Origin of the sequence: Marisediminitalea oceani, from assembly GCF_003731635.1 — a bacterium.
In the GTDB taxonomy this organism is placed as follows: domain Bacteria; phylum Pseudomonadota; class Gammaproteobacteria; order Enterobacterales; family Alteromonadaceae; genus Alteromonas; species Alteromonas oceani.
This window is the reverse complement of sequence record NZ_RCUA01000011.1, coordinates 15,507-40,110: the sequence shown is the minus strand read 5'-3', so window position 1 is coordinate 40,110 and position 24,604 is coordinate 15,507. Positions and strand designations below refer to the sequence as shown.

Annotated in this window: 22 protein-coding genes and 1 pseudogene; 13 read left to right on the top strand and 10 right to left on the bottom strand. The window is 48.3% G+C overall.

What is annotated here, in order from left to right:
• Positions 1-8: 8 nt before the first annotated feature.
• Complete coding sequence (gene gyrA, locus D9T21_RS03030) at positions 9-2,690, bottom strand: DNA topoisomerase (ATP-hydrolyzing) subunit A (RefSeq protein ID WP_123323669.1); 2,682 nt, start codon at positions 2,688-2,690, stop codon at positions 9-11.
• Positions 2,691-2,980: 290 nt separating this feature from the next.
• Between gyrA and ubiG the strand changes: the two genes are divergently transcribed.
• The 4 genes from ubiG (at position 2,981) to yfaE (ending at position 7,921) form a co-directional block, all read left to right on the top strand.
• Positions 2,981-3,694, top strand: a complete 714-nt coding sequence (ubiG, locus tag D9T21_RS03025) for a bifunctional 2-polyprenyl-6-hydroxyphenol methylase/3-demethylubiquinol 3-O-methyltransferase UbiG (protein WP_123323668.1) — start codon at positions 2,981-2,983, stop codon at positions 3,692-3,694.
• Positions 3,695-4,122: 428 nt separating this feature from the next.
• Complete coding sequence (gene nrdA / locus D9T21_RS03020) at positions 4,123-6,444, top strand: class 1a ribonucleoside-diphosphate reductase subunit alpha (RefSeq protein ID WP_123323667.1); 2,322 nt, start codon at positions 4,123-4,125, stop codon at positions 6,442-6,444.
• A gap of 63 nt (positions 6,445-6,507) precedes the next feature.
• Positions 6,508-7,638, top strand: a complete 1,131-nt coding sequence (gene nrdB / locus D9T21_RS03015; RefSeq protein ID WP_123323666.1) for a class Ia ribonucleoside-diphosphate reductase subunit beta — start codon at positions 6,508-6,510, stop codon at positions 7,636-7,638.
• 10 nt (positions 7,639-7,648) lie between these two features.
• Positions 7,649-7,921: a class I ribonucleotide reductase maintenance protein YfaE gene (gene yfaE, locus D9T21_RS03010; protein ID WP_123323665.1), complete on the top strand. Its 273-nt coding sequence runs from the start codon at positions 7,649-7,651 to the stop codon at positions 7,919-7,921.
• Positions 7,922-7,924: 3 nt separating this feature from the next.
• Here yfaE and D9T21_RS22675 read toward each other — a convergent pair whose 3' ends face one another.
• The 6 genes and pseudogenes from D9T21_RS22675 to dapA all read right to left on the bottom strand — a co-directional run bounded on the left by D9T21_RS22675 (position 7,925) and on the right by dapA (position 13,356).
• Positions 7,925-8,896: a flagellin gene (locus tag D9T21_RS22675; RefSeq protein ID WP_164464559.1), complete on the bottom strand. Its 972-nt coding sequence runs from the start codon at positions 8,894-8,896 to the stop codon at positions 7,925-7,927.
• A gap of 83 nt (positions 8,897-8,979) precedes the next feature.
• Positions 8,980-9,351: pseudogene (locus D9T21_RS03005) on the bottom strand (flagellin N-terminal helical domain-containing protein); the annotation flags it as partial.
• 243 nt (positions 9,352-9,594) lie between these two features.
• Positions 9,595-10,440, bottom strand: coding sequence for a DMT family transporter (locus tag D9T21_RS03000; RefSeq protein WP_123323664.1), 846 nt, complete (start codon positions 10,438-10,440; stop codon positions 9,595-9,597).
• A 179-nt stretch (positions 10,441-10,619) separates the two neighbouring features.
• Complete coding sequence (gene purC / locus D9T21_RS02995) at positions 10,620-11,333, bottom strand: phosphoribosylaminoimidazolesuccinocarboxamide synthase (RefSeq protein ID WP_123323663.1); 714 nt, start codon at positions 11,331-11,333, stop codon at positions 10,620-10,622.
• Positions 11,334-11,346: 13 nt separating this feature from the next.
• Positions 11,347-12,462 (bottom strand): outer membrane protein assembly factor BamC, encoded by a 1,116-nt coding sequence (bamC, locus tag D9T21_RS02990; RefSeq protein WP_123323662.1) that lies wholly within the window; start codon positions 12,460-12,462, stop codon positions 11,347-11,349.
• Between the two features lie 9 nt (positions 12,463-12,471).
• Positions 12,472-13,356, bottom strand: coding sequence for a 4-hydroxy-tetrahydrodipicolinate synthase (gene dapA, locus D9T21_RS02985; protein WP_123323661.1), 885 nt, complete (start codon positions 13,354-13,356; stop codon positions 12,472-12,474).
• Positions 13,357-13,594: 238 nt separating this feature from the next.
• On the opposite strand from dapA, the gene D9T21_RS02980 reads away from it, so the two are divergent.
• The 4 genes from D9T21_RS02980 (at position 13,595) to D9T21_RS02965 (ending at position 16,802) form a co-directional block, all read left to right on the top strand.
• Entirely contained in the window at positions 13,595-14,128 is a 534-nt protein-coding gene (locus tag D9T21_RS02980) for a glycine cleavage system transcriptional repressor (RefSeq protein WP_123323660.1), read from the top strand.
• A 4-nt stretch (positions 14,129-14,132) separates the two neighbouring features.
• Positions 14,133-14,603 (top strand): thioredoxin-dependent thiol peroxidase, encoded by a 471-nt coding sequence (bcp, locus tag D9T21_RS02975; protein ID WP_105933244.1) that lies wholly within the window; start codon positions 14,133-14,135, stop codon positions 14,601-14,603.
• Positions 14,604-14,714: 111 nt separating this feature from the next.
• Positions 14,715-15,593 carry a dienelactone hydrolase family protein gene (locus D9T21_RS02970; RefSeq protein WP_123323659.1) on the top strand — a complete coding sequence of 293 codons (879 nt, stop codon included), beginning with the start codon at positions 14,715-14,717 and terminating at the stop codon, positions 15,591-15,593.
• Positions 15,594-16,196: 603 nt separating this feature from the next.
• Positions 16,197-16,802, top strand: a complete 606-nt coding sequence (locus D9T21_RS02965; protein WP_123323658.1) for a PEP-CTERM sorting domain-containing protein — start codon at positions 16,197-16,199, stop codon at positions 16,800-16,802.
• Positions 16,803-17,108: 306 nt separating this feature from the next.
• Here the strand turns inward: D9T21_RS02965 and D9T21_RS02960 are convergent, their stop codons facing one another.
• A complete protein-coding gene (locus tag D9T21_RS02960) occupies positions 17,109-18,170 on the bottom strand; it encodes an AI-2E family transporter (RefSeq protein ID WP_123323657.1) in 1,062 nt (353 codons plus the stop codon).
• 305 nt (positions 18,171-18,475) lie between these two features.
• On the opposite strand from D9T21_RS02960, the gene bepA reads away from it, so the two are divergent.
• The gene (gene bepA / locus D9T21_RS02955; protein ID WP_123323656.1) at positions 18,476-19,945 is read left to right on the top strand and encodes a beta-barrel assembly-enhancing protease; all 1,470 of its coding nucleotides are present in this window, start codon (positions 18,476-18,478) and stop codon (positions 19,943-19,945) included.
• On the opposite strand, the gene D9T21_RS02950 is transcribed toward bepA, so the two are convergent.
• Positions 19,931-20,443 (bottom strand): TlpA family protein disulfide reductase, encoded by a 513-nt coding sequence (locus D9T21_RS02950; RefSeq protein ID WP_164464561.1) that lies wholly within the window; start codon positions 20,441-20,443, stop codon positions 19,931-19,933. The two genes, bepA and D9T21_RS02950, sit on opposite strands and share 15 nt — an antisense overlap.
• A 72-nt stretch (positions 20,444-20,515) precedes the next feature.
• Between D9T21_RS02950 and arsC the strand changes: the two genes are divergently transcribed.
• Genes arsC through D9T21_RS02930 form a run of 4 tightly spaced genes read left to right on the top strand, consistent with a single transcriptional unit; the run spans position 20,516 to position 23,851 of the window.
• A complete protein-coding gene (gene arsC, locus D9T21_RS02945; protein WP_123323654.1) occupies positions 20,516-20,869 on the top strand; it encodes an arsenate reductase (glutaredoxin) in 354 nt (117 codons plus the stop codon).
• 2 nt (positions 20,870-20,871) lie between these two features.
• Positions 20,872-21,486: an NAD(P)H:quinone oxidoreductase gene (gene wrbA / locus D9T21_RS02940; RefSeq protein WP_123323653.1), complete on the top strand. Its 615-nt coding sequence runs from the start codon at positions 20,872-20,874 to the stop codon at positions 21,484-21,486.
• 5 nt (positions 21,487-21,491) lie between these two features.
• On the top strand, positions 21,492-21,911 hold the full coding sequence (locus D9T21_RS02935) for a DUF2069 domain-containing protein (protein WP_123323738.1): 420 nt from the start codon (positions 21,492-21,494) through the stop codon (positions 21,909-21,911).
• Entirely contained in the window at positions 21,884-23,851 is a 1,968-nt protein-coding gene (locus D9T21_RS02930) for a hypothetical protein (RefSeq protein WP_123323652.1), read from the top strand. Before D9T21_RS02935 ends, D9T21_RS02930 begins: the two co-directional genes overlap by 28 nt.
• Here D9T21_RS02930 and hda read toward each other — a convergent pair.
• Positions 23,848-24,603: a DnaA regulatory inactivator Hda gene (gene hda, locus D9T21_RS02925; protein ID WP_123323651.1), complete on the bottom strand. Its 756-nt coding sequence runs from the start codon at positions 24,601-24,603 to the stop codon at positions 23,848-23,850. The genes D9T21_RS02930 and hda overlap by 4 nt on opposite strands.
• Between the last annotated feature and the right edge of the window lies 1 nt (position 24,604).

The following is a 24,604-nucleotide window of genomic DNA, read 5'->3' as shown; positions in this document are numbered from 1 at the left end:
ACGCAGGATTATTCGTCTGTCGTTGACTCGTCTGCGCCGTCTTGTGCGGCGTTTGTATCGACGGCTTCGGCTTCATCGCCTTCAGCTTCTATTAATTCGGCGTCTTCGATCTCTTCGATGCGTTGTAATGCTACCAGTTGCTCGTTTTCACCAGTACGGATCAGCCTAACACCCTGGGTATTTCGCCCAACGGTAGACACTTCACTCACACGGGTTCTTACCAGCGTACCGGCATTACTGATCAGCATGATTTCGTCGTTTTCATCTACCTGTACCGCGCCAACAACCTTGCCGTTACGATCAGAGACTTTAATCGACACAACACCCTGAGTTGCTCGGCTCTTGGCCGGGTAATCTTCCAGCGGTGTGCGTTTACCGTAGCCGTTTTCGGTAGCGGTCAGTACCGCTCCTTCACCACGAGGTACGATTAACGACACGACTTTCTGGCCATCTGGCATCTTAATACCACGAACACCTGTTGCAGTACGGCCCATTGGACGCAGTGCCAGTAGCTCTTCACCAGTTTCCGGATCCAGTTTAACGGCGCCGGTTTCAGAATCACGCAGCTTCTCGTTAAAACGAACCACCTTACCGGCATCAGAGAACAGCATGATGTCATCATCGCCATGGGTAATCGCAACACCAATCAGCTCGTCACCCTCATTCAGGTTCACTGCGATGATACCGCTTGAGCGAGGACGTGAGTACATGGTCAGGCTGGTTTTCTTCACCACACCATTGGCCGTAGCCATCAGTACGAACTTGTCTTCCTCAAATTCCTTAATCGGCAGGATAGCGGTGATACGCTCATCATCTTCCAGCGGCAGAATGTTTACAATCGGACGACCACGGGCATTACGGCTGGCCAGTGGTAATTGATAAACCTTAAGCCAGTACAGACGGCCTCGGGTTGAGAAACACAGGATATGATCGTGGGTATTGGCAACCAGCAGCTTCTCAATGAAATCTTCATCTTTCATCTTGGTAGCTGACTTACCGCGACCACCACGACGCTGCGCTTCGTACTCAGACAATTTCTGGTACTTCACGTAACCTTCGTGAGACAACGTGACAACCACTTCTTCACGTTCAATCAGATCTTCTAAATCAATATCGTGGCTGGCTGCGGTGATTTCTGTACGGCGCTCATCGCCAAACTCATCACGCACTTTTTCCAGCTCTTCGCGAATTACTTCCATCAGGCGCTCAGGGCTACCCAGAATGTGCAGTAACTCGGCAATCAGCTCGAGCAGTTGCTTGTATTCGTCGAGGATTTTTTCGTGTTCAAGACCGGTTAACTTGTGTAAACGCAGGTCCAGAATCGCCTGAGCCTGTTGCTCAGTCAGGTAGTATTTACCGTCGCGGATACCAAATTCCGGCTCCAGCCAATCAGGGCGCGCCGCATCATTACCAGCACGTTGCAGCATTTCCGCTACATCACCCAGCTCCCAGCCAGACGCCACTAACGCTTGTTTGGCTTCTGAAGGACTTGGTGAGGCTTTGATCAGTTCAATGACCGGGTCGATATTAACCAGTGCAATGGCCAGGCCTTCAAGGATATGCGCGCGGTCACGGGCTTTACGCAGTTCGTAGACTGTTCTGCGGGTAACCACCTCACGGCGGTGTAAGATAAACGCCTGCAGAATTTCCTTAAGGTTAAACACTTTTGGCTGGTTGTTATCCAGCGCCACCATGTTAATACCAAATACGGTTTGCATCTGAGTATTAGCATACAGGTGGTTAAGCAGCACTTCGGCCGACTCGTTACGTTTCACTTCAACCACAATACGCATACCGTCTTTATCAGACTCGTCACGCAGTGCAGAAACGCCTTCGATACGTTTTTCTTTTACCAGCTCGGCAATCTTCTCGATTAAGCGGGCTTTGTTTACCTGATACGGAATTTCCGTAACGATAATGGTTTCTTTACCGTTGTCTTCGGTTTCGATTTCGGCACGGGCACGCATATAGATTTTGCCACGCCCGGTACGATAGGCATCCACGATACCTTTACGGCCACTAATTAAAGCGGCGGTTGGAAAATCCGGACCCGGGATGTGCTCCATTAACTGATCGACATCCAGTGATGGCTCGTCAATTAATGCAATACAGCCGTTTACAATTTCGGTGAGGTTATGCGGTGGAATGTTGGTTGCCATCCCTACGGCAATACCTGAAGACCCGTTTACCAGCAGGTTGGGAATTTTGGTGGGTAACACATCCGGAATGTGCTCGGTGCCATCATAGTTTGGCACGAAGTCCACGGTTTCTTTGTCTAAATCAGCAAGCAGTTCGTGGGCAATTTTTGCCATACGCACTTCGGTGTAACGCATTGCTGCGGCGGAGTCGCCGTCGACCGAACCAAAGTTACCCTGTCCGTCAACCAGCATGTAGCGCAAGGAGAAAGGCTGCGCCATCCGAACGATGGTATCGTATACGGCAGAATCACCGTGGGGGTGATATTTACCGATGACGTCACCCACTACACGGGCAGACTTTTTATAAGGTTTGTTAAAGTCATTCTTCAACTCATTCATGGCAAACAGTACACGGCGGTGTACCGGTTTTAAGCCATCACGTACGTCGGGCAGCGCGCGCCCAACGATAACGCTCATCGCATAATCCAGATACGACGTTTTGAGCTCTTCCTCTATATTAACGGGGAGAATTTCTTTGGCGTTATCAGTCATAAACTGCTTGGTCCCTTATTATAAGTTTGTCGCAATCCTGCAGATACCTGACGATCCTGCGTCCGGATCCCCTTGGATCACGCATTGGGGGTCTTCTAAATAACCAATGAGTTTATCACCCAAATCAGCATTTATGTAGTGATTAATGCATCCTTACCATCAGTTATCTCCTAAGCGTTTAAATTTTGCGCGATTGCTAAACCCGGCTGCAAATAAGCCATGTGCAGATTGCCGATTTGCGGTAATGTAAAGCGGATTTTTAACTTCAGGTAAGATGAAAACTCACGCTCATGACAGAAACACAGCAAAATGTAGATCAAACGGAAATCGACAAGTTTTCTGAAATCGCTGCCCATTGGTGGGACCCACAAGGCCAGTTTAAACCCTTGCATGCTATCAACCCGCTACGCCTTTCCTTTATAGAGGAAAAGTGCGCAGGCGTATTTGGCAAGAAAATCCTCGATGTAGGCTGTGGCGGCGGCATTCTTGCTGAATCGCTGGCTGTTCGAGGTGCCGAGGTTACCGGCATCGACATGGCCAGTGCCTCACTGGAAATTGCTCAGCTACACAGTCTGGAAACAGGTGTTAAAGTAGATTATCGCTGCGTGAGTGTTGAAACCCTGGCAGACGAACAGCCTGAATCCTATGACGTAGTAACCTGTATGGAGATGCTTGAGCACGTGCCCGACCCGGCCTCGGTGATTAGTGCCTGTGCCAAACTGGTTAAGCCTGGCGGTAAGGTGTTTTTCTCTACCTTAAATCGCAATCTTAAAGCCTATCTTATGGGCATTGTGGCAGCTGAATATGTATTACAATGGGTGCCTAAGGGCACGCACCAGTATCAACGTTTTCTCAAACCATCTGAGCTAATGAAAATTGCCGATCAGGCGGGCCTGTTTACCCGATCTGCCACCGGTTTGCATTTTGATCCCTTCAATCAGGCGTTCGTATTATCGGATCGTAACGTTGACGTCAACTACATATTGCAATGTGAAAAATCTTGACGACACACAATATATAGTGTCCATGTTTATAGCTTGGCACTATATATCGCATATTTATAAAAATTAAATATTCGGAATAAATTGTTTTAAGCGATCGCAAAAAAAATCTAAAGTGCTTGCATTCAGTCAAATCTTGCTTTGTTCAAACCTAAAAGGTTAGTCAATACTAACCTTTTGCCAGCCTTGATTTGATCGTTGATTTAAGCACCAGATATTGGGTTGCATTAAAGCCAAAACCTCACTATCTTGTGGTTATCCGATAGCAGTCTTGTTTAAAAAACCGACTGATGCAGGTATTTCTCAGGCGGATTAAACATTCACGGATCGAAGCGATCGCCGATGGATCCCTTCGAAATTAATAATTTAAAACAAATTGGGCAGTGCAAACTTGCCCCGCGAACAGCGCTAACTGACAAACGGCCACTAAAATGAATAACAATTTATCTGTCACCAAACGCAATGGTGAAAAAGAGCCCATTGATCTGGAGAAAATTCACAAAGTAATTACCTGGGCAGCAAAGGGACTCAACAATGTCTCGGTATCACAGGTAGAAATTAAAGCCCACATTCAGTTTTACGACGGTATCAAAACCGCCGAGATCCATGAAACCCTCATTAAATCAGCAGCAGATCTGATCTCAACTGATGCACCGGATTACCAGTATCTGGCAGCTCGTCTGGCGATTTTCCACCTACGTAAAAAGGCGTTTGGTGAATTCGAGCCACCTAAGTTGTTTAATCATGTGGCCCGTATGGTTGATATGGGTAAGTATGATACTCACCTGTTAGAAGACTACACGCCGGAAGAATTCGCCGAGATGGATAGCTATATCGATCACTGGCGTGACATGAACTTCAGCTATGCGGCCGTTAAACAGCTGGAAGGTAAATACCTGGTTCAGAACCGTGTAACGGGTGAGATCTACGAAAGTGCTCAGTTCCTGTATATTCTGGTAGCGGCCTGTTTGTTTGCCAACTACCCGAAAGAGACCCGTTTACAATACGTTCGTCGTTTTTACGATGCAACGTCTACGTTTAAGCTATCTCTGCCAACCCCGATCATGTCGGGCGTGCGGACCCCTACCCGTCAGTTCAGCTCTTGTGTATTAATTGAAACCGGCGACAGCCTTGATTCAATTAACGCCACAGCCAGTGCCATTGTTAAGTACGTGAGTCAGCGTGCCGGTATCGGTGTTAATGCTGGTCGTATCCGTGCACTGGGCAGCCCTATCCGCGGCGGTGAAGCGTTCCACACAGGTTGTATTCCTTTTTATAAGTACTTCCAGACGGCGGTTAAGAGCTGCTCTCAGGGTGGCGTCCGTGGTGGTGCAGCAACGCTGTTCTATCCGTTGTGGCATATGGAAGTTGAATCACTGCTGGTACTGAAAAATAACCGTGGTGTAGAAGAAAACCGTGTACGTCACCTCGACTACGGCGTGCAGTTTAACAAGCTGATGTATCAGCGCATGATGAAAGATGACTACATCACGCTGTTCAGCCCGTCAGACGTACCCGGCCTGTACGATGCATTCTTCGCCGACCAGCCTAAGTTTGAAGAACTGTACGTTAAGTACGAGCAGGACGAGTCAATCCGCAAAAAACGCATTAAAGCCATGGAACTGTTTGGCTTGTTTATGCAGGAACGTGCCAGCACTGGCCGTATTTATCTGCAAAACGTGGATCACTGTAATACCCACAGCCCGTTCGATCCAAAAGTGGCACCGGTTCGTCAGAGCAACCTGTGTCTGGAAATCGCGTTACCTACCAAGCCACTTGAGCATGTTAACGACGAAAACGGTGAAATCGCCCTATGTACGCTGTCTGCCTTTAACTTAGGCGCCATTAAGTCTCTGGATGAGTTTGAGGAACTGTCTGACCTGGCCGTTCGCGCACTCGACAGCCTGCTGGATTATCAGGACTACCCGGTACCTGCTGCTTACAACGCCACCATGAACCGCCGTACCCTGGGTATAGGGGTAATTAACTTTGCTTATTACCTGGCGAAGAACGGCGTTAAATATTCTGATTTCAGTGCTAACAGCCTGGTACATAAAACCTTTGAAGCCATGCAGTATCACCTGCTTAAAGCCTCAAACAATCTGGCTAAAGAAAAAGGCGCATGTCCTAAGTTTAACGAAACCACGTATTCACAAGGCATTCTGCCGATTGATACGTACAAAAAGGACCTCGACGCTATTTGCAATGAACCACTGCATCTTGACTGGGAAAGTCTGCGCAAAGACATCGTAGAGCACGGCTTACGTAACTCTACCCTGTCGGCACTGATGCCATCAGAGACCTCATCGCAGATCTCTAACGCCACCAATGGTATTGAGCCACCACGCGGCCATATCAGCGTTAAGTCCAGCAAAGATGGCGTACTTAAACAGGTAGTACCGGAATATGAGCGTTTTAAAGACCAGTACGAACTGCTGTGGGATATCCCCTCTAACGATGGTTATCTGCAACTGTGCGGCATTATGCAAAAGTTTGTTGATCAGACGATTTCTGCCAATACCAGCTACAACCCGTCTATGTACGAAAACGGCAAAGTGCCAATGCGCTTACTGTTAAAAGACTTATTAACCGCGTACAAGCTGGGCGTTAAAACCCTGTACTACCATAACACCCGTGATGGTGCAGCGGACGCGCCGGTTGAGTCGACAACCGCAACAGCGTCTAAACCAGCAGCCCAGGAAGTGGTTATCGAAGAAGATGACGACTGTGCCGGCGGCGCTTGTAAAATATAATAATTGTTCATTTGCCCGGCTTATGCCGGGCGTCTTATTGCGCTAGTGAAGTGATAATAAAATATGAAATACACCACGTTTAATCAGCAAAATGTGAATCAGCTCGACGAGCCGATGTTTTTTGGTAATCCGGTTAACGTAGCCCGTTACGACCAACAAAAACACTCGATCTTTGAAAAGCTCATCGAAAAGCAAATTAGTTTTTTCTGGCGTCCGGAAGAAGTGGATGTCACCCGTGACCGGGTCGACTTTCAAAAGCTGACCGAGCCGGAAAAGCACATTTTTATTTCTAACCTGAAATATCAGACGCTGCTTGATTCTGTGCAGGGCCGCAGCCCGAATATCGCATTCCTGCCGATTATCTCGTTGCCGGAACTGGAAACCTGGGTAGAGACATGGTCTTTCTTTGAAACCATCCACTCTCGCTCTTACACGCATATTCTGCGTAACCTGTTTACCGATCCGAGCAGTATCTTTGAAGATATCGTGGTGAACGACGAAATTAAACGTCGTGCAACAGACATCTCCAAGTATTACGACGACCTGATCTATGCCACTCAGCTTTGGCAAACTCAGGGCGAAGGCATGTACACCAACGAAGGTCAGCCCTACCCGGTTAACATGCGCGAGCTGAAGAAAAAGCTCTACCTGTGTATGAACTCAGTAAATGCACTGGAAGCGATTCGTTTTTATGTATCCTTTGCCTGTACTTTCGCGTTTGCAGAGCGTGAGCTGATGGAAGGTAACTCCAAGATTATCCGTCTGATTGCCCGCGATGAAAACCTGCATCTGACCTCCACTCAGCATATCCTGAACCTGTGGGCCAAAGGCAAGGACGACCCGGAGATGGCAGAAATCGCCGAGGAATGCGCCGAGGAAGCCAAATCTATCTTTATGAAAGCGGTAGAGCAGGAAAAGCAATGGGCAGAGTACCTGTTCCAGCATGGCTCTATGATTGGCCTGAATAAAGAAATTCTGTGTCAGTATGTTGAATACATTGCTAACCAGCGTATGGCCGTTATCGGCATGGGTCAGCCCTATGACGTTACCTCTAACCCGCTGCCATGGATGAATAACTACCTGATCTCCGACAATGTTCAGGTGGCACCACAGGAATCTGAAATCAGCTCATACCTGGTAGGTCAGATTGATTCAGCCGTTAGCGAAGACGACTTTGCCGATTTCGAACTCTAAATAACCGGCAATGACCGACCGCGACAACACCTACCGTATCGACATTGTCGATACGGTAACGGTGACCGCTTCTCCCGATAAAACGCTGCTGGAAAGCCTTGAATCTCAACAGATTGACGTGCAATACCATTGCCGCGAGGGATTTTGTGGTGCCTGCCGCACCACCTTGCTGGAAGGCGAAGTGGAATACACTACAGATCCCCTCGCCTTTATTGACGACGATGAAATCCTGCCCTGCTGCTGCAAACCAACAAGCCATTTAAAAATTAAACTGGGTTTCTAGCACCTAGCCATTCAATAACGTTAAGGCTATTTCCGGTTGCTGGTTAGCCTGACTCAGTAGTGACTGACTGGCCTGCTGAATGATTTGATTTCTCGCCAGGCTGGCCGTTTCGTTGGCGTAGTCTGTATCTCTTATTTGTGATTGTGCCGCACGAGTGTTTTCGGCATGAATCGACAGATTCCGTAAATTGGATTGCATGGCATTCTGCACAGCACCATAACCAGCCCGCTTTTCACCAATATCATCAATAGCGCCGGACAGCGCATTCAGAGCAATTTCTGCCTGCTGTTGGGTACTTAACGATAAGCCGGTAAGCCCCAAATCGGCTGCTGTAGCCGGTGTTTTGGCAATTTCATGGTAATCCTGGGGCCTGTTTATTGCTGCAGATGTGGTAATTTTAACGTCTTCTTCGGGATTTTCATCAGCCAGTTCAGCCTCCTGAATGGCAGCACTGGCCACACCGCCCAACCGATCCCAGGATATTCTGCCCTGATAAGAACTCCCTGAACTCTGCCCAGAGACTGCCAGAATGATATCCTGATTAGTTGTACCGGTTAACGTAATGATTTCTACATCAGTCTCGCCGGTGAAAATACGGCCGTCATTATCCAGATCTCCGTCGCCACTATAAGTCACTGTGGTACCCACAGCATTCGCAGCATTAATGTTACTGGCGTCATAAGTGGCTCCGGCATCAAATCCATTACCGGTAGTTAAAAACGTCGAATCAATATTGCTTAAATCAACACCGAGATCCTGCCAGTTGAAATCAGCCAGCGGATCACCGACTGCCGATACTTCTACTCCGGCTAAATGCTCGCCGCCGGTGGTGAACAGGTGAATATCATCATCCAGACTATAAGAATCAAAGGTAAAGCGGATATTTTCGGAATCTGCCGGAATAAAGTAAAAATCATTGCCGCTGCCACTAAAAGGCAGATTATTCACTATTTGCTGACCAGAGCCCAATGTCACATTGTCTGGTGAGTTATCTGCAAATAACAATGTAGTGGGTGATAATAATGGATGACGACCAAACGCTTCTGTCTCGTAAGCTATGCGATCTCGCTTTTTAATTGCTGAAACTCTTTGTCTAATGCCAGGCGATCGCTATCAGAGTGAATACCATTTTGCGCCTGCACGGCAAGTTGGCGCATGCGCTGCGCAGCCATATTGACCTCGTCTAATGCCCCTTCTGCAATCTGCGCGTAGCTAATACCATCATTAAGATTACGCACCACCTGACGGGTTGATATCACATCACTTTGCAACCGATCAGCTATTTGTAACCCGGCCGCGTCATCGGCCGCGCTGTTGATGCGAAAGCCGGAGGAAAGGCGTTCAAAAGACTGGTTCAGTCGGTTTGTTACCGACAACAACTGACGCTGAATATTGAGCGCCGACGAATTGTGACCAACAACTAGAGACATCTTACATGATTACTTCACGACTTCCTGATATCCATATCGGCCAGCCGTCTTTATACTTTAGTGTTAGTTTTATTTAACTTGTTGATAAAAATAACAAAGCTAACAAGTTTCTTAATATTCAGAATTAAAACGTATCACCACTAGCCGTTGAAAGTCATATTGTTAAGTTAGTTTGGAAGTACAACTGACTTTCTGTGCTAGCAGTTAGCCAGAGGAACAATGGGTTTTTAGTATAAAAAGTTATCAATTAGCTATCTTTTTCACCCAAATAACCATGGCAACCCCACCAATAACGGCCAGAGAGCTTAAGATGATCCTCAGCGTGACCGGTTCATCTAAGAACAACCATCCGGCAAAAACCGCCAGCACTGGCACGGATAATTGTAATGTTGCGGCTTTAATCGCCGCTATGTGCACCAGAATGCTGTACCACAAGGCATAACCTAATGCCGAGGCAATAGCACCCGAGGCAACGGCGTAAGCCATGCCTTCAGCATGAAACTCCCCGCCCGGCCAGAATATTACCAGCAATACCAGCGCCAGCGGCGTGGCGCGGATGAAATTACCGGCGGTAGCTTCAATGGGAAATTTGGCGCCCTTACCCTTTAACGAATAAACACCCCAGGCTATGCCTGCCGCCAGCATCATCAGTGCGCTGGAAAGCTGTGGTACTGCCGCATTAGGTAGCAGGAGCAGTATCAGTCCAATCAGGGCGAGCAGAAATCCGCCCCATTGCAACGCGCTCATTCTTTCGCCTTTAAACAACCCCCAACTGATCATAGTCACCTGCACTGCGCCAAAGAGCAGCAAAGCACCGGCTCCTGTAGTCATGCTGACATAGGCAAACGAAAAGCCGGCAGCATACACAAACAGCGCTATCGCCGAAGCCATATTACCTTCCTGTAGCGGTTTTTGGTTACGCATAACCACCAGAAGGGTTAACATCAGCGCACCACTGGTTAATCGCCAGAAGGTAAAGGATGCCGGGTCGATATCGGTTTCTACCAGCGCCATCCGGCAAAGCAGCGAATTAGCGGCAAAGGCTGTCATTGCCAGCGCAGCGAGTAATACCAGTTTAATCAGTGCCATAGGATGTCCTGCTCAGCATTTTTACTCATAGTTACATATTGTTAACTAAATTCAATACCACTTTGCGCCTATTCTGCACCCGGGTAATTTTATGGTTATTAGAGACCATGCCCGGCGCACGACAAAAAAATACCCGCACACTGGCGGGTTTTTAAAATAGCTAGGGTGTCAGAACACGCTTAAAGCTTTAAGCCTAAGCGTTCTGCCACTTCTATATAGGTTTCAACCACTGAGCCGAGGCCCTGGCGGAAACGGTCTTTATCCATCTTCTTGCGGGTTTCTTTATCCCACAAACGGCAACCGTCTGGCGTAAACTCATCACCCAGTACAATGTTACCAGCGATGTCCACACCAAATTCCAGTTTATAATCCACTAAAATCATACCGCCCTGGTCGAACAATGCTTTAAGTACATCGTTTACGGCGAATGTCAGCTCTTTCATGCGGGCTACCTGAGCGGCAGTGGCCCAGCCAAATGACTCAATATGGTAATCATTCACCATTGGGTCGTGCAGCGCGTCATTCTTAAGGAAGAATTCAAACACCGGTGGATTCAGTAACTGACCTTCTTCCACACCCAGACGGCGAACCAGAGAACCTGCGGCTACGTTACGCACAACGCACTCTACCGGGATCATATCCAGCTTTTTAACCAGTGACTCGGTGTCTGATAGCAGTGATTCTACCTGCGTAGCAATACCGGCCTCTTCCAGCTTGGTCATGATAAAGTGGTTAAACTTATTATTGACCTCGCCTTTACGATCTAACTGTTCGATTTTTTCACCATCGAAGGCCGAAGTATCGTTGCGAAACAATAAAATTAACTTTTCACTGTCGTCTGTGTGATAAACAGTTTTCGCTTTACCTCGATAAAGCTCGTCGCGTTTTTCCATTATAGGTCTCGTATTAAATGTCTAAGCCGTCTTCGGTCATTACCTGTTCAAAAGGTTTGAACAGATCAGCAACCTGTTTGGCATCAAATGGTGTGCTTTCATTATCCATAAAGGTGATAGACGTTTTAGGGCCTAATTTTGTCACCTTCAGGCGATAGTCTTCATAATCCAGCAACTGTGCATCGTCTGACGAAAACAGGTCACGCCACCAACTCACCTGCTCATCAGTATACTGCACAAAAATCAATCCGTTCGACTTATCTAAATCTTTTACGTTGAAACCCAGTTTACGCAATACCAGTTGGATACGCGGCCAGGCAATGTCGTAGTTAGCATCTAACACGAAAGCCGGGTTACCGTCGTCATCAAAGCCCATTTCCATATCCAGACCCTGGCGGATTTGGGCAATACGGCGGTTGGTTTCAAGTTGGTTCAGGTATTCGTAGTGGCTGATTACCCGGTTTAACACCATGACTTCATCACGGCGCTTTTCCATGGCATTTAAGTCTTCCACAGACTTATCGCCACGCTCATAATCCATCAGTGCAACGCTCAGCTGCGCAGTACGACCATGGGGCTTTAACTCAACATCAAACTTATAGCGCCCTTTGCCAGCTACTTCACCTTCATCCGAAGACCAGTCGAACCAGCCGCCATTACCTTCTTCGGTGCTGGCCGGGGCAACGTTCATCCAGCCGGTGATTAACTCACCCTGCTCCGGGCTGAAGTTTTCAACACTGATGCCTCGTTCTTCCAGATAACCAATCAGCGAGTTCCAGATTGTTTTATCCAGTGTTTCTGTATCTCTTACCTGATCCAGCAGCACAGTGGCGCCTTTAGAGCCCTCTTCTACGTGTGAACCCTGTACCAGCGGGATCACCAGTGCTGGCGGTACTACTTCAAGGTTACGTCCCACCAGAGTGGAGTCGGCAGACTGTTGTAAAGCCGGAATATTGTAGTCGCTGGTAAATTCCGGCGCATCAAGTTCGGTCGGCACTTGCAACTGCGTGCGTTCTTTAGATTTTAAGTATTCGTAACTACCAGAGGCGGTCACGCGTTCTTGTTGTGAAGCACAAGCAGTAAGAACAAGGCTGGCAATACCGCTGACCAAAGCCAGTTTTTTATTCATAGTTATCTCTTATTCTGAAATTAAAGCGTATTCATGTAACAACGCTTCGATGCTTTTTTGGCTCGCAAGTTCCGGTAAAACCATCGGTAAACGTAAAAATGGGCTTTTCATCATACCCATTTTATACAATGCCCACTTTGGGATCACCGGGTTTGGTTCAATAAACAGTGCAGAATGCAGCTTTTCGATGCTGGCGTTAAGCTCGCGGCAACGGGCGTTATCGCCGGCCAGCGCTGCTTCACACATTTGAGCAATAGCTGCCGGCACCACATTGGCCGTAACAGAAATCACGCCGTGACCGCCTTCGCATAAAAATTCACATGAAGTGCCGTCATCGCCGCTCAGCAACACAAAGTCATCGTCTACCAATGCCCGGGTGGCTTTTAAACGGGCAATATCGCCGGTAGCGTCTTTGAGGCCAACAATTTTAGGGTGTTTGGCCAGTTCTGCTACGGTCTCAGGTAACATATCGGCAACGGTGCGGCCTGGTACGTTATATAGAAGTACCGGTAAGTCAGTGGCGTCGGCTACTGCCTCAAAATGGGCAATCATGCCTTTTTGCTGAGGCTTGTTGTAATAAGGTACAACACTCAGGAAACCATCAATTCCTAGGCCAGCCATCTGCTCGCTCAGAAAAATCGCTTCAGAGGTGGAGTTTGCCCCACTTCCGGCAATAATTTTGGTTCTGCCCGCAGCGGCTTCTACCGTTTGTCTGACAACTTCAATATGTTCATCAAAAGGCAGCGTGGCGGATTCGCCGGTAGTGCCTACCGACACAATACCATGAGTGCCCTGTTGGATATGAAACTCAACCAATTCCCGCAGCGCAGGATAATCAATTTGGCCGTCATCAAACATTGGGGTGACAAGCGCAACGTAACTACCGGTAAACATATTCTCTCCACTTTTTGCGAGCGCACATGGTAATTGCCGCACTGGTTAAAAACAAGCATTTGAACGCGCGGATCGCATATTATTACCAGAAACTGACGGTTTTTATTTTTGCTGCCGGTGTTTTAAAACCGTTTAACTCTCACTGCAGGTTTTCAGGGTGACAAAATCATCCCTGCGGCCGATTCGACTTTGGCCACGGCTATGTTAGAATCTGCGCCCCTTAATATGAGTCAGGTCCATGAAACAACAGTTAATTGCGGTTATCTTAGGTACCGACCAGGTGGGTATTCTCAGTGATATTGCCACACTGGTCAGCGAATCGGATTGCAATATTCTTGACAGCAGACATGCTATTTACGGTCAGGAATTTTCGTTAACGATGATTATCGAAGGCACCCATAACGCCATCACCCGGGTAGAACTCAGCATCCCTGAGATGTGCCAGCGCCGTGATCTGTTATCGATTCTGAAACGTACTCGCGAACACACCAAACAAAATCTGACTCACCTCTACGATGTTGAATTTAATGGTGTGGATAACCCGGGGCAGATCCAGGCCATTACCCGCTTTTTTGCCGACCAGCAGGTCTCTATCAGCGCCTTTCGTCAAACCACCAGTGTGGATGATGAAACCGGCCATAAGATGATGCGGTTTAAGCTGGTGGTGAATATCCCTGACGATGTTGCCATGCCGGAGTTTCGCTACAACCTGAATTTGCTGTGTCAGGTGCTACACCTGACATCCAATATTATTGATAAACATAAGGGATAATAATATGAATACGCTTTCTGCCGGTGATGCAGCGCCGCTTTTTAGTCTGCCCGATCAGGACGGTAACCCGGTTTCTCTGGAATCACTAAAAGGCAAAAAAGTACTGGTTTACTTTTATCCTAAAGCCATGACCCCAGGCTGCACCGTTCAGGCCCAGGGCCTGCGCGACATCCAGAACGAACTGCAACAAAACAATGTCGTAGTGCTAGGTATCAGCCCGGACGCAGTGAAACGTCTGCCAAAGTTCATCGAAAAAGAACAGTTAAACTTTACCTTGTTATCCGATGAAGACCATACCGTTGCCGATGCCTTTGGCGTATGGGGCCCGAAAAAATTTATGGGTAAAGAATACGATGGCATCCATCGCATTACCTTCTTAATTGACGAAGAAGGTAATGTTGAACAGGTCTTTAATAAGTTTAAGACCAAGGAACATCACCTGGTGATCCTCAATTACCTGAATAACGGCGAATAACGCCGCTAATTGGCAGGTCGCCCGGCCTGCCATAACAGTTCCTGCCAGTTCAATCTTTACCCGTCATTTCAACGTATACTGTTCCTCTGCCCCCCTTATTGAGGAAACACCATGTGTGATAATTCAACCGAACAGGATATTCAGCGTTTTACCGAGCAAGGCGGAAAATTAAATCGCCGGCAGTTTAATCAGCTACTGGCACTGGGCACGTTAAGTGCCGTATTACCTCAGTTTGCTGTTGCTGATGAAAGCATTATGCAGCAGGAAGTGACTGTAAAGACCCCGCACGGCAACGCAGACTGTTTATTTACGGCACCGAAAACCGGGCAACATCCGGCCGTGGTAATGTGGCCAGACATCAAGGGCCGCAGAGCAGCCTTTGATCTGATGGGACAGCGCCTTGCTGCACAGGGTTATGCCGTCTTAGTGGTCAATCCTTTTTATCGGGATGTCAGCGGAGCGGCCTTACCTGAAGGGGTAGAATTTCCTTCCCAGCAGGCCTGGCAGGTCCTCTCCCCTATGCGTGAAAAACTCACTCAGCCAGCAGTAGTCAGTGATGCCGAAGCATTCTTTGCTTTTCTTGATCAGCAGTCTGCGGTGGATGCCAAACGTCAGGGTGCATTAATGGGTTATTGCATGAGTGGTTCGTTTACCATGTTTGCTGCCGCAGCCATGCCCAAACGAATTGGCGCCATTGCCAGTTTCCATGGCGGCGGACTGGCAACAGATAAGCAGGATAGTCCTCACCACACTATTAGTGAGTCGGATGCGCTGGCCCTGCACGCTATTGCAGAGAATGACAATGAGCGATCACCGCAGATGCAGCCCATGCTGAAAGAAGCTTATCAGGCAGCCGGACTGACCGCCCATATAGAGGTATACCCCAACACCCTGCATGGCTGGACGCCACCGGACTCCAAGGTATACAACGAAAAACAGGCCGAACGCGCCTGGCAACAAACTCTGGCGTTATTTAAACAAGCATTATAAATTTCTTATTAAATCAAAGGGGTCATGCTGACCCCCTGCTGCAACTCAAAAATTCATTTTTAAATGTGTGCATAAAACATGTGTTGCCAATTTCAGCGTGCTTATGATTATTGCCATAGTTCTTTTCAACATGGTCTGACACTCACTACGTGCTCTTCACATCGATAAAAAACTACGCCTTCTAACATTAATCAACACTAATCGTGACCACGTAAAAGTCTGATTATCCACTTAAACGAGCATTACTATCCCAGGTCTCTCTTTTTATGCGTTCAGCATATATTTGTGGTGAGGCTACATTTATAGAGACAAATTTTATGCATTCTCGACTTTGGATTTCATTTCGACTGAAATGCGATAGCACCTTGTGTCCAGACTAAATTTCAAACGACTTAAAAATTGAAGTTTCATAAGAAGGTGCAAGAGTGACCTCTCATCCCAATACACCAAAAGTATAATGTCAGGTTTATTTACATTAAATAACATATCTAATGACCACAACAATACTTTCTTAATGAATTTCAGAACTTTAAGTTATTGGCATATATTTCGCTTAATCAATCTGGACGTTAATATATAGTTAAAGTTGTAGGAAGAGTGAACATGAGAAGTTTGTTAGTTTTTGTTTGTTGTATCTTAGCCACTTCAGCCAATGCTGGATTAATTACTTATTCCAATGAGACTGATTTTATAACCGATGCAGGCACAAGTGGTACTGTTATTGATTTTGAAAATGCCACTGATGTGATGCCCAGTTTTAGCGAGTCGGGTGTCGTATTTGATACGAATGGATTTGAGTCTAATGATATATTGCTAGGTGATTATGCAGGCACGGGGTCACAGCAGATTTATTCTAACTATTTTGTAAACAACCTGACTATTTCATTTTTAAATACTGGTATCAACGCATTTGGTACTGAAATTTATTCTCTGTATTCAGCGAGTACAATTTCGATTGATTTGTTTTTGTCTGACAACACCATTGAGTCTTTGAGTATAGATTCTTCAGATGGTTATTTTGGCGCTATTTTGAGTGGCGGCACTTACGTTAGACAAATAACGATGTTTTCAAACAGCGACCAAGCAGAAGGCTTGGATAATTTCTACTTCACCACAACTTCTGTTAATTCAGTACCAGAACCATCAACTTTGGGTGTGTTGGCTTTAACACTTGCTGGTATGGTGTTTTCCCGGAAAAGAAAAAGTTGATCAACTCTGATTAAATTAAAAAAGGTCTGCGCATAGCAGACCTTTTTTGGATCGTTTTATCATTAAAGCTAAACTGAAACTGCTACTACTATGTTTAGAATCAAACGGCCCTCTCATCTTGCAAACTGTGAACGTCCTAACTGAGCAAAAGTCCATCATATACTTATTAACGATGTGCACAAATTACTCAAAAACCATCTATCACTCAGCTATAACAAGCGTCTACTTAATGAGGTGATTTAAGTTGGGCAAATAAACACCAGCATCGCATCTGGTTTTATTTTTCATTGCTAATTCAGGCTCTATCTATTGTGTAATTTCAGGCGAGGACGACCAGGCGGTCACCACCGCTTTTACCAGTGTAGCCAGTGGAATAGCAAAAAATACGCCCCAGAAGCCCCATAAACCGCCAAAGAACAACACAGCGATAATGATGTATAAGGGATGCAGACTAACCGCTTCCGAGAATAAAATTGGCACCAGCAGGTTACCATCCAGCGCCTGGATAATGCCGTAGGCGACCATCAGGTACCAGAATTCCGGGGAAATGCCCCACTGAAACATGGCCACTACGCCAACCGGGATGGTTACCACGGCAGCACCGATGTACGGTATCAGCACTGAAAGGCCAACCAGTACACCCAGCAACAAGGCGTAGCGCAGATCCATAATGGCAAATGTTACGCACGACACCGCACCGACAATGATAATTTCAATCACTTTACCGCGAATGTAATTAGCAATCTGTACGTTCATCTCGTTACCCACCTGAGCAATCAGGCGACGTTCCTTGGGCAGGATACGAGAGATGCTGTCGGTGAAATACTGTTTGTCTTTCAGCATAAAGAACACCATCAGCGGCACCAGAATAAAGTAAATCAATAAGGCTGCCACACTGGTGATAGAGCCGATAGACGCCGATAACGCCTGCTCACCAAAATCTACCAGACGCTGATTAGCCCCTTCCATCATTTCGTAGATATGCGAAAACTGTACGTATTCCGGGTATTTATCCGGTAGGGTCAGTAACCAGGACTGGGCGTTTTGCCAGATGGTCGGTAATTCCTGCGCCAGACTAACACTTTGTTTGGTAACCACCGGGACCAGGCCAATGGCCAGTAACACCATGATTAATATAAAACACAATAACACCAGCCCTACCGCGGGCGAACGTCCCAGTCCCATTCGGTTTAACTGTGTTACCGGCCAGTCGAGCAGATAGGCAATCACCGCTGCCACAATAACCGGCATCAGCATGTCGCCCCACAGCAGCAACAATGCACTACTGATTAAAATAAGGATAAGCAGCATCGCTGCATCAGGGTCGGAAAACTTGCGTTTGTACCAGCGCCCAAAAACACTAAACATTCATCATTCCTTCACGCATTTTCGCCAGCAGTAGGGTTACTGCCCGGCGCCAAAGCTAACTACCGGCACTCAACAATAAAGAGCGTTACTATACCGACAAACACTTGAATTGTAACGCATAGAACTTGCACCCGGGCCCACCATGTGGTGTGATCAGACCATCTGCACCATTGCGGTTTTGCCTTATCAGGCTTGTAAGCAATGGCATTAAAAGGGTGAAATCTGAAATATATTATCAAATTCAGGGAACTGAATGCTGTCAGATTGTCGTATATATAGCAGTATCAGGCTTTATTTGAGGGAAAATGAGACAATTTTTTCGATCCGGTATCCTGGGTGTGTCGATGGGCATAGCTACGGCTTTGTTGCCGGTTTCCTCTGTTGGCCAGTCAATCGGTAGCGATAAAAACACGCTGCCGGATATCGGCGTAGTGGCATCAGAGGTCCTTACTCTGGATAAAGAAATGCTGGTTGGCGATGCCATTATGCGGCAAATGCGCGGCCAGGCACCGGTTATTGACGATCCGGTACTTACCGAATACATTCAGGATCTGGGTAACCGGCTGGTCCTGCAGGCCGAAAACACCAAGTTTCCCTTTGAGTTTTTCATTATTAACAACAGCGTAATGAACGCCTTTGCTTTTTATGGCGGTCACGTTGGCGTACATTCCGGCATTATCACCCGGGCCGATACCGAAAGTGAGGTAGCCTCAGTGCTCGCCCACGAGGTAACCCACGTTACCCAGCGCCATCTGGCCCGCAGAGCATTATCGCAACAGCGCAGCTCACCGTTACAGATTGCCTCTATGCTAGGCAGTATCCTGCTGGCCATGGCTAATCCGGAAGCCGGTATTGCTGCCATGCAAACCTCTACGGCTGTAGCAAACCAGCTGAACATTGATTACACCCGCTCTAACGAGCAGGAAGCCGACCGTATTGGCATTGATATTTTGTATCAGGCCGGTTTCGATCCGAAAGCTGCCTCAACCTTTTTTGGTAAAATGGCCGAAGAGTATCGCACCAGTTCCAGACCACCCGAACGGCTGCTCACCCACCCCTTAACCGAAAAACGGATCGCCGATGCCCGTAATCGCATGCGCCGTTACCCGGACGTGAGACTGCGCCCCAGCTTGTCGTTTAATCTGGCCAAGGCCCGCTTGCTGGCACGCTATCAGTTTGAGCCGGACTATGCGCTGGAACACTTTAAGGCTGTGGTGGAAAATGACACCTTCGCCATCCGCGATGCCGGTCTTTATGGCCTTGCCATTGCTTACCTGGCTAATGAGGAAAACCTCAAAGCCAAACAAATCAACGACCAGCTACTAGCCAGAACACCGGGCAATCTGTTTTACGTTGATTTAGCCACCGACATTGCGCTGGCCATGGGTAAAGCGGATGAAGCCATTGCTATGCTGCAAAAAGAGCTGGAACATAAACCACGTAATAGTGTGGTGGTGCTTAACCTGGCCAATGCCTACATGGCCAATGATAATCACGATGCCGCCATTGAGCTTATTCGTGATTATTTGCTGGTTCACCCTCACGATCAGCTGGCTTATCAGTTATTAAGCAATGCTTATAAGGCGCAGAAATCCTATAAAGGGATGCACCAGAGCAAAGCGGAGTTACTGGCGTTGTACGGCGCCTATCCTAATGCCATCGATGAGTTACAGCACGCTTACAACTACACAGGCGACGATCACCTGGAAAAGCAGCGGATCCGGGCCCGGATCCAGCAATTCAGAGACGAACAGGAAAAGCTAAAGCAGTTCTGATTGGGCCTGTTTAATGGCCTTTTGCAGCTTTTGTTGAGTTACTTCGCCGCGAATGGTCATGGTCACCTCGCCGGCGGGAGAAATAATATAAGTAGTGGGCAGCACAATGGGCATGGATACCGGCAAATCCGCTACTGCCTCGCTAATCACTACCGGAAAGCGGATGTTTTGCCGTGCGACAACACCACTGAGTGCTTCGTGATCGAGTTCGTCAAAACTCACGCCCAGCACTCTGTATTGTTGGTCATTGTATACATGGTTGAGTTCGGGAATTTCCCGCAGACAAGGCTGACACCATTCAGCAAAAAAGTTGACCACGGTCCATTGCTCGCTTTGCCAGCTGAAAGGCTGGCCCTGCACCGTGTTAAGGGTTAACGGCTGCAGGCTTCTAAGGGCAATACCGCCTGCCAATGCCAGCAAACCAACCAAAACCATGATGACAACACGGAAAGATCCACGTTGTTGCGTAATTCGTTTATAATCTGCGACAATTTTCAATCTGTTCAACCCGATAACCGTAAGTACAACAACTGGCGCTATCATAACAACACAATGAATAAGTAGAATACTATGTCTGAAATAAAAATACTGCATAACCCGCGTTGTTCAAAAAGTCGCGAAACGCTAAAACTTCTCGAAGAAAAAGGCATTGCAGCCGACGTGGTTGAATATTTAAAAGAGCCATTAAGTGAAGCTGAGTTAAAGTCTCTGTTTTCAAAGCTGGGCCTGGACGACGTGAAAAAAATGATGCGGGTAAAAGAAGCGGAATATAAAGAAGCTGGCCTTAATGGCGCTGATGTGACCGACGAACAGCGGTTTGCGGCTATGGCAGAATACCCGAAACTGCTGGAACGCCCTGTTGTGATTAACGGAGACAAAGCCCGAATTGGCCGCCCACCGGAATCCGTGCTGGACATTCTCTGATAATGGCACCGGTACTGATCCTGTATTACAGCCGTCACGGTGCCACAGAACAACTGGCCAGGGCTATTGGTGTGGGTGTTGAGGCAGGCGGCGCTACAGCGAAAATTCGCACTGTACCGCCTATCTCATCGGATCCGGATGCAGAACAACCGGACGACCCGGCTGTCGGCCCGCCTTATGTCACCCTCGACGATTTAACCGGTTGCAGTGCGCTGGCGCTTGGTAGCCCTACCCGCTTTGGTAATATGGCCGCGCCGGTGAAACACTTTCTCGATTCAACCAGTGGACTTTGGTTAAACGGTGCGCTTATCAACAAACCGGCCTGCGTGTTTACCTCCACATCAAGCATGCACGGTGGTCAGGAGTCGACGTTATTGTCGATGATGTTGCCGCTAATTCACCACGGTATGGTGATCGCAGGCCTGCCGTATTCTGAACCGGCACTTCACAATACAACAACCGGCGGCACGCCCTATGGTGTAACGCACCTGGCGGCCAATAATGTCACCACATTAAGCAGCGAAGAAAAACAACTCTGCCACGCTCAGGGCAAGCGACTGGCAGAGCTGGCCGGCGCGCTGACATCAATGAACATAGAAAAAGGTAAAGCAGTATGATCCCTATGTCCGCAAAGACACAACGTTTTCGCGTTTTAGCTCTGGCCAGCCATCTGGGCTTACTGGCCTGGATCTCTGTGTGGCAACTTTTTTTAACAACCGACCAGCAGTATTCACTGGTCTTTATCTTTCTGTTGTACGTTTTACCCTTATTATTGCCGTTGCATGGCATCATCAAGGCTAAGCCTTATACCCATGCCTGGGCTAATTTTATTGCGTTGTACTATTTACTACATGGACTCACTGTATTCTACGCCGTCGAAAGCGAACGGTGGCTGGCCGCAGTGGAAGTTGTGCTGGTAGTCGGCATGTTTACCGGCTGCAGTGTTTTTGCCCGTTTACGGGGCCGGGAACTGGGCCTGGGGCTGAAAAAGCTGAAAGAGGAGATGAAAGAGGAATGCGAGAGGTTTTCAAAGCGTTCTTAACCACCCGCACCGCGGCCGCTTTATCGGCTGCGTTATTGATCGGTGGTTGTGGCGGTGGTGGCGATAGCGGTGGCAGCACCGTAACCCCAACACCAGGTTCTCCAACGCCCGGATTCACAGAGGTTGAACCGGCCCTCACTGCAGATAACCTGCGCCTGTTCGGCGAACTGGATGCCAGCGTCGGCGCATCGGTTGGATTTGTTGTATTAAGCAACGACAGCCAATCCCTCGATAACATTGACTGGCAGCAAACCAGCGGCCCTGTGGTTGATTTACTGGCAGCCCATACCCAGGCCGTCGGCTTTGATATCCCGGCCGCCGGCAGCTATGAATTTACGGTAACGACCACTACGACAAATGGTCAGCAGCGCTCGTTAAATTTCAGCCTCAATGCCGAAGCAACAACAGAGGATAACCAGGCCAATATTCGCCTCGACCATATGGCAACCGAGCGTGGCCGGGTATCTTTGCGAGTTGATTCACCCACCGCCAAAATCATCACTGATGCACAATGGGAGCAACTTGCCGGGCCAGAAGCCGAAGACATTGTGTATCAGGAAGACAGCACCGGCGGACCGCTACAAAGCGCCTTTTTTGCTGCTCCGGAAGTGACTAAAGACGAAGTGATGGAATTCTCGGTCACCCTGACTTTTGACGATGGCACTACCGCCAGTGATACCGTATTAGTCGGGATCAACGATGCCCCGGTAAGCAGTAGTGGTATTTTCACCCAGAACGACATGTTCCTTACCACCGATCTCATTCCGTACCGGGCCGACACGCCCTGGGCAGATGGGTTGAATGAGTGTGTGTATACCAATCTGCTGGTTAACAGCTGTACCTTTAACGAATTGCCATTAATTGGCATGCAAACCAGTAACCCCACCATTGAAACCATTTTGAATAAAACACTGGTGTCGCACCCGTGGATGGGCGATCGCTTTGCTGAGTTCCTGCAAAATTCGGCTACCTCAGAAGATATGCTGAATTTGCTGCGCGGAGTTACGGCGGTGGTAATTTCTTACGACGTGCGCCCGTCTTTTTACTGGGTCCGCACCGGCGCTATTTACCTTGATGCCCGCAACTTCTGGCGTACGCCCGAGGAGCGGGATACGTTAAATACAGCGCCTGACTACCGCAGTGATTTTGGTAACGATTTGCAGTTTGGTATTTACTGGCGCTACGTTAAGAACGACAGCTATTACTACCCGCAGGCCTCGCTGGCTGCGAGCAACCGCAACAGCCGTAATCTGGAGCAATTGGAAGCGGCCCTGTCCTGGTTGATGTACCACGAGCTGGCTCATGCCAATGACTTCTTCCCGCCAACGTCCTGGGCAAGTATCGCAGATTCGCAAACGCCACTTAGTTTCTTCCAGAACAATGCGCCCCAGTCTACTTTACTGTACAACCAGTACCCGCTGAGCTCATCCGTGCTGGACGCACTGGCAGATGTCTCCTTTGGCGGCGAAACGGCAACTACCGCGCAGCGTAATTACACGGCGAGTGAAGCCGCTGATGAATTCAGTGCAGATACTGCGCCAGCGTTTTATGCTTATTATACCGAGCGTGAGGACTATGCGACCTTATTCGAACGGTTTATGATGCTGCATCGTTTGGGTGTCAGTGCCGATGTGGGCGTAATTGGCAACAATAACAATCCCGATGCCCTAATCACCTGGGGCCAGCGCAACCGGATAAATCAGGATACCCTGCAGGCCAGAACGGCGTTCACGGTAGAACGGGTATTACCCAGCCTCAATGTGGCGCAGATCCAGGCGGAATTACCGGCCACTATTCAACTGCGGGCCAATACATCGTGGTACGATTTTGAGTCACTGACCGATTCGCAACGGGTATCACCATTGCGTCTGGAGGATTCAGACAAGCCTTATCGCCCGGCCCTGCAAATGAGGCACTGGGATAATCACCTGAGATATTAAGACGCGGAGGGATCCGTGTCCTCAGCCAGCTCTCGTTTAACCAGAGCGACTGAGATTTTCTTTTGCTCTTGTAATGAGCGCTGGTCGAGTCGGTCGAGCAGCGCCATTAAACTTGGTAGATCCCGCTGACTGTGGTTGAGCAAGTAATGCAGCGCCTGGGCCGACAAGGATAACCCCCGCTGCTGTGCCCGCGAGCTTAACACTTCACCGCGCTGTTCATCATTAAGCGATACTAACTGGTAAGTTAATCCGGCACTGATACGCGAACGCAGGTCCGGCAGCCGCACATTACTGGCATTCGGGCCAGACTGCGCTGCCACAATCAACAGGCCAATGCGCGTTTCGCTTACGCGGTTAATCAGATCAAACACTGCTTCTTCCCATGCTGCATGGCCGGCAATGGCTTCCAGATTATCCAGACAAATCACCGGCAATTGTTCGAGCGCCTCAAGCAGCTTGGGCGATAAATTAACCACATCCGTAAAATTCACATAGGCATGTGGAATTTCCCGGGCCGCCAGCTGATGGCACGTGGCGTAAAGCAAATGGCTTTTACCACGCCCGGAACTGCCTACCAGATTAATAAGTGGAATGGATGCCGCATCCAGTAACGCCAGAGCCGGTTCGCCACGCCAGTCGGGCGAATGGCTAGCCACACAACTTAATAACGACACCACCTCATCATTCCCGCCGGAAATAAAGCTGTCGAAGGTCTCGTCATCAGGAAGCGTAACCGGTAAAGGCAGCTGCATG

What these genes read in the sequence shown, in the direction of transcription:
- nrdA (WP_123323667.1), top strand. Translation starts at nt 4,123, where the DNA reads ATGAATAACAATTTATCTGTCACCAAACGCAATGGTGAAAAAGAGCCC.
- bepA (WP_123323656.1), top strand. Translation starts at nt 18,476, where the DNA reads ATGAGACAATTTTTTCGATCCGGTATCCTGGGTGTGTCGATGGGCATA.
- D9T21_RS02980 (WP_123323660.1), top strand. Translation starts at nt 13,595, where the DNA reads ATGAAACAACAGTTAATTGCGGTTATCTTAGGTACCGACCAGGTGGGT.
- D9T21_RS02965 (WP_123323658.1), top strand. Translation starts at nt 16,197, where the DNA reads ATGAGAAGTTTGTTAGTTTTTGTTTGTTGTATCTTAGCCACTTCAGCC.
- dapA (WP_123323661.1), bottom strand. Translation starts at nt 13,356, where the DNA reads ATGTTTACCGGTAGTTACGTTGCGCTTGTCACCCCAATGTTTGATGAC.
- D9T21_RS02935 (WP_123323738.1), top strand. Translation starts at nt 21,492, where the DNA reads ATGTCCGCAAAGACACAACGTTTTCGCGTTTTAGCTCTGGCCAGCCAT.
- D9T21_RS02970 (WP_123323659.1), top strand. Translation starts at nt 14,715, where the DNA reads ATGTGTGATAATTCAACCGAACAGGATATTCAGCGTTTTACCGAGCAA.
- hda (WP_123323651.1), bottom strand. Translation starts at nt 24,603, where the DNA reads ATGCAGCTGCCTTTACCGGTTACGCTTCCTGATGACGAGACCTTCGAC.
- wrbA (WP_123323653.1), top strand. Translation starts at nt 20,872, where the DNA reads ATGGCACCGGTACTGATCCTGTATTACAGCCGTCACGGTGCCACAGAA.
- nrdB (WP_123323666.1), top strand. Translation starts at nt 6,508, where the DNA reads ATGAAATACACCACGTTTAATCAGCAAAATGTGAATCAGCTCGACGAG.
- bcp (WP_105933244.1), top strand. Translation starts at nt 14,133, where the DNA reads ATGAATACGCTTTCTGCCGGTGATGCAGCGCCGCTTTTTAGTCTGCCC.
- D9T21_RS02960 (WP_123323657.1), bottom strand. Translation starts at nt 18,170, where the DNA reads ATGTTTAGTGTTTTTGGGCGCTGGTACAAACGCAAGTTTTCCGACCCT.
- D9T21_RS03000 (WP_123323664.1), bottom strand. Translation starts at nt 10,440, where the DNA reads ATGGCACTGATTAAACTGGTATTACTCGCTGCGCTGGCAATGACAGCC.
- yfaE (WP_123323665.1), top strand. Translation starts at nt 7,649, where the DNA reads ATGACCGACCGCGACAACACCTACCGTATCGACATTGTCGATACGGTA.
- arsC (WP_123323654.1), top strand. Translation starts at nt 20,516, where the DNA reads ATGTCTGAAATAAAAATACTGCATAACCCGCGTTGTTCAAAAAGTCGC.
- bamC (WP_123323662.1), bottom strand. Translation starts at nt 12,462, where the DNA reads ATGAATAAAAAACTGGCTTTGGTCAGCGGTATTGCCAGCCTTGTTCTT.
- gyrA (WP_123323669.1), bottom strand. Translation starts at nt 2,690, where the DNA reads ATGACTGATAACGCCAAAGAAATTCTCCCCGTTAATATAGAGGAAGAG.
- ubiG (WP_123323668.1), top strand. Translation starts at nt 2,981, where the DNA reads ATGACAGAAACACAGCAAAATGTAGATCAAACGGAAATCGACAAGTTT.
- D9T21_RS02930 (WP_123323652.1), top strand. Translation starts at nt 21,884, where the DNA reads ATGCGAGAGGTTTTCAAAGCGTTCTTAACCACCCGCACCGCGGCCGCT.
- purC (WP_123323663.1), bottom strand. Translation starts at nt 11,333, where the DNA reads ATGGAAAAACGCGACGAGCTTTATCGAGGTAAAGCGAAAACTGTTTAT.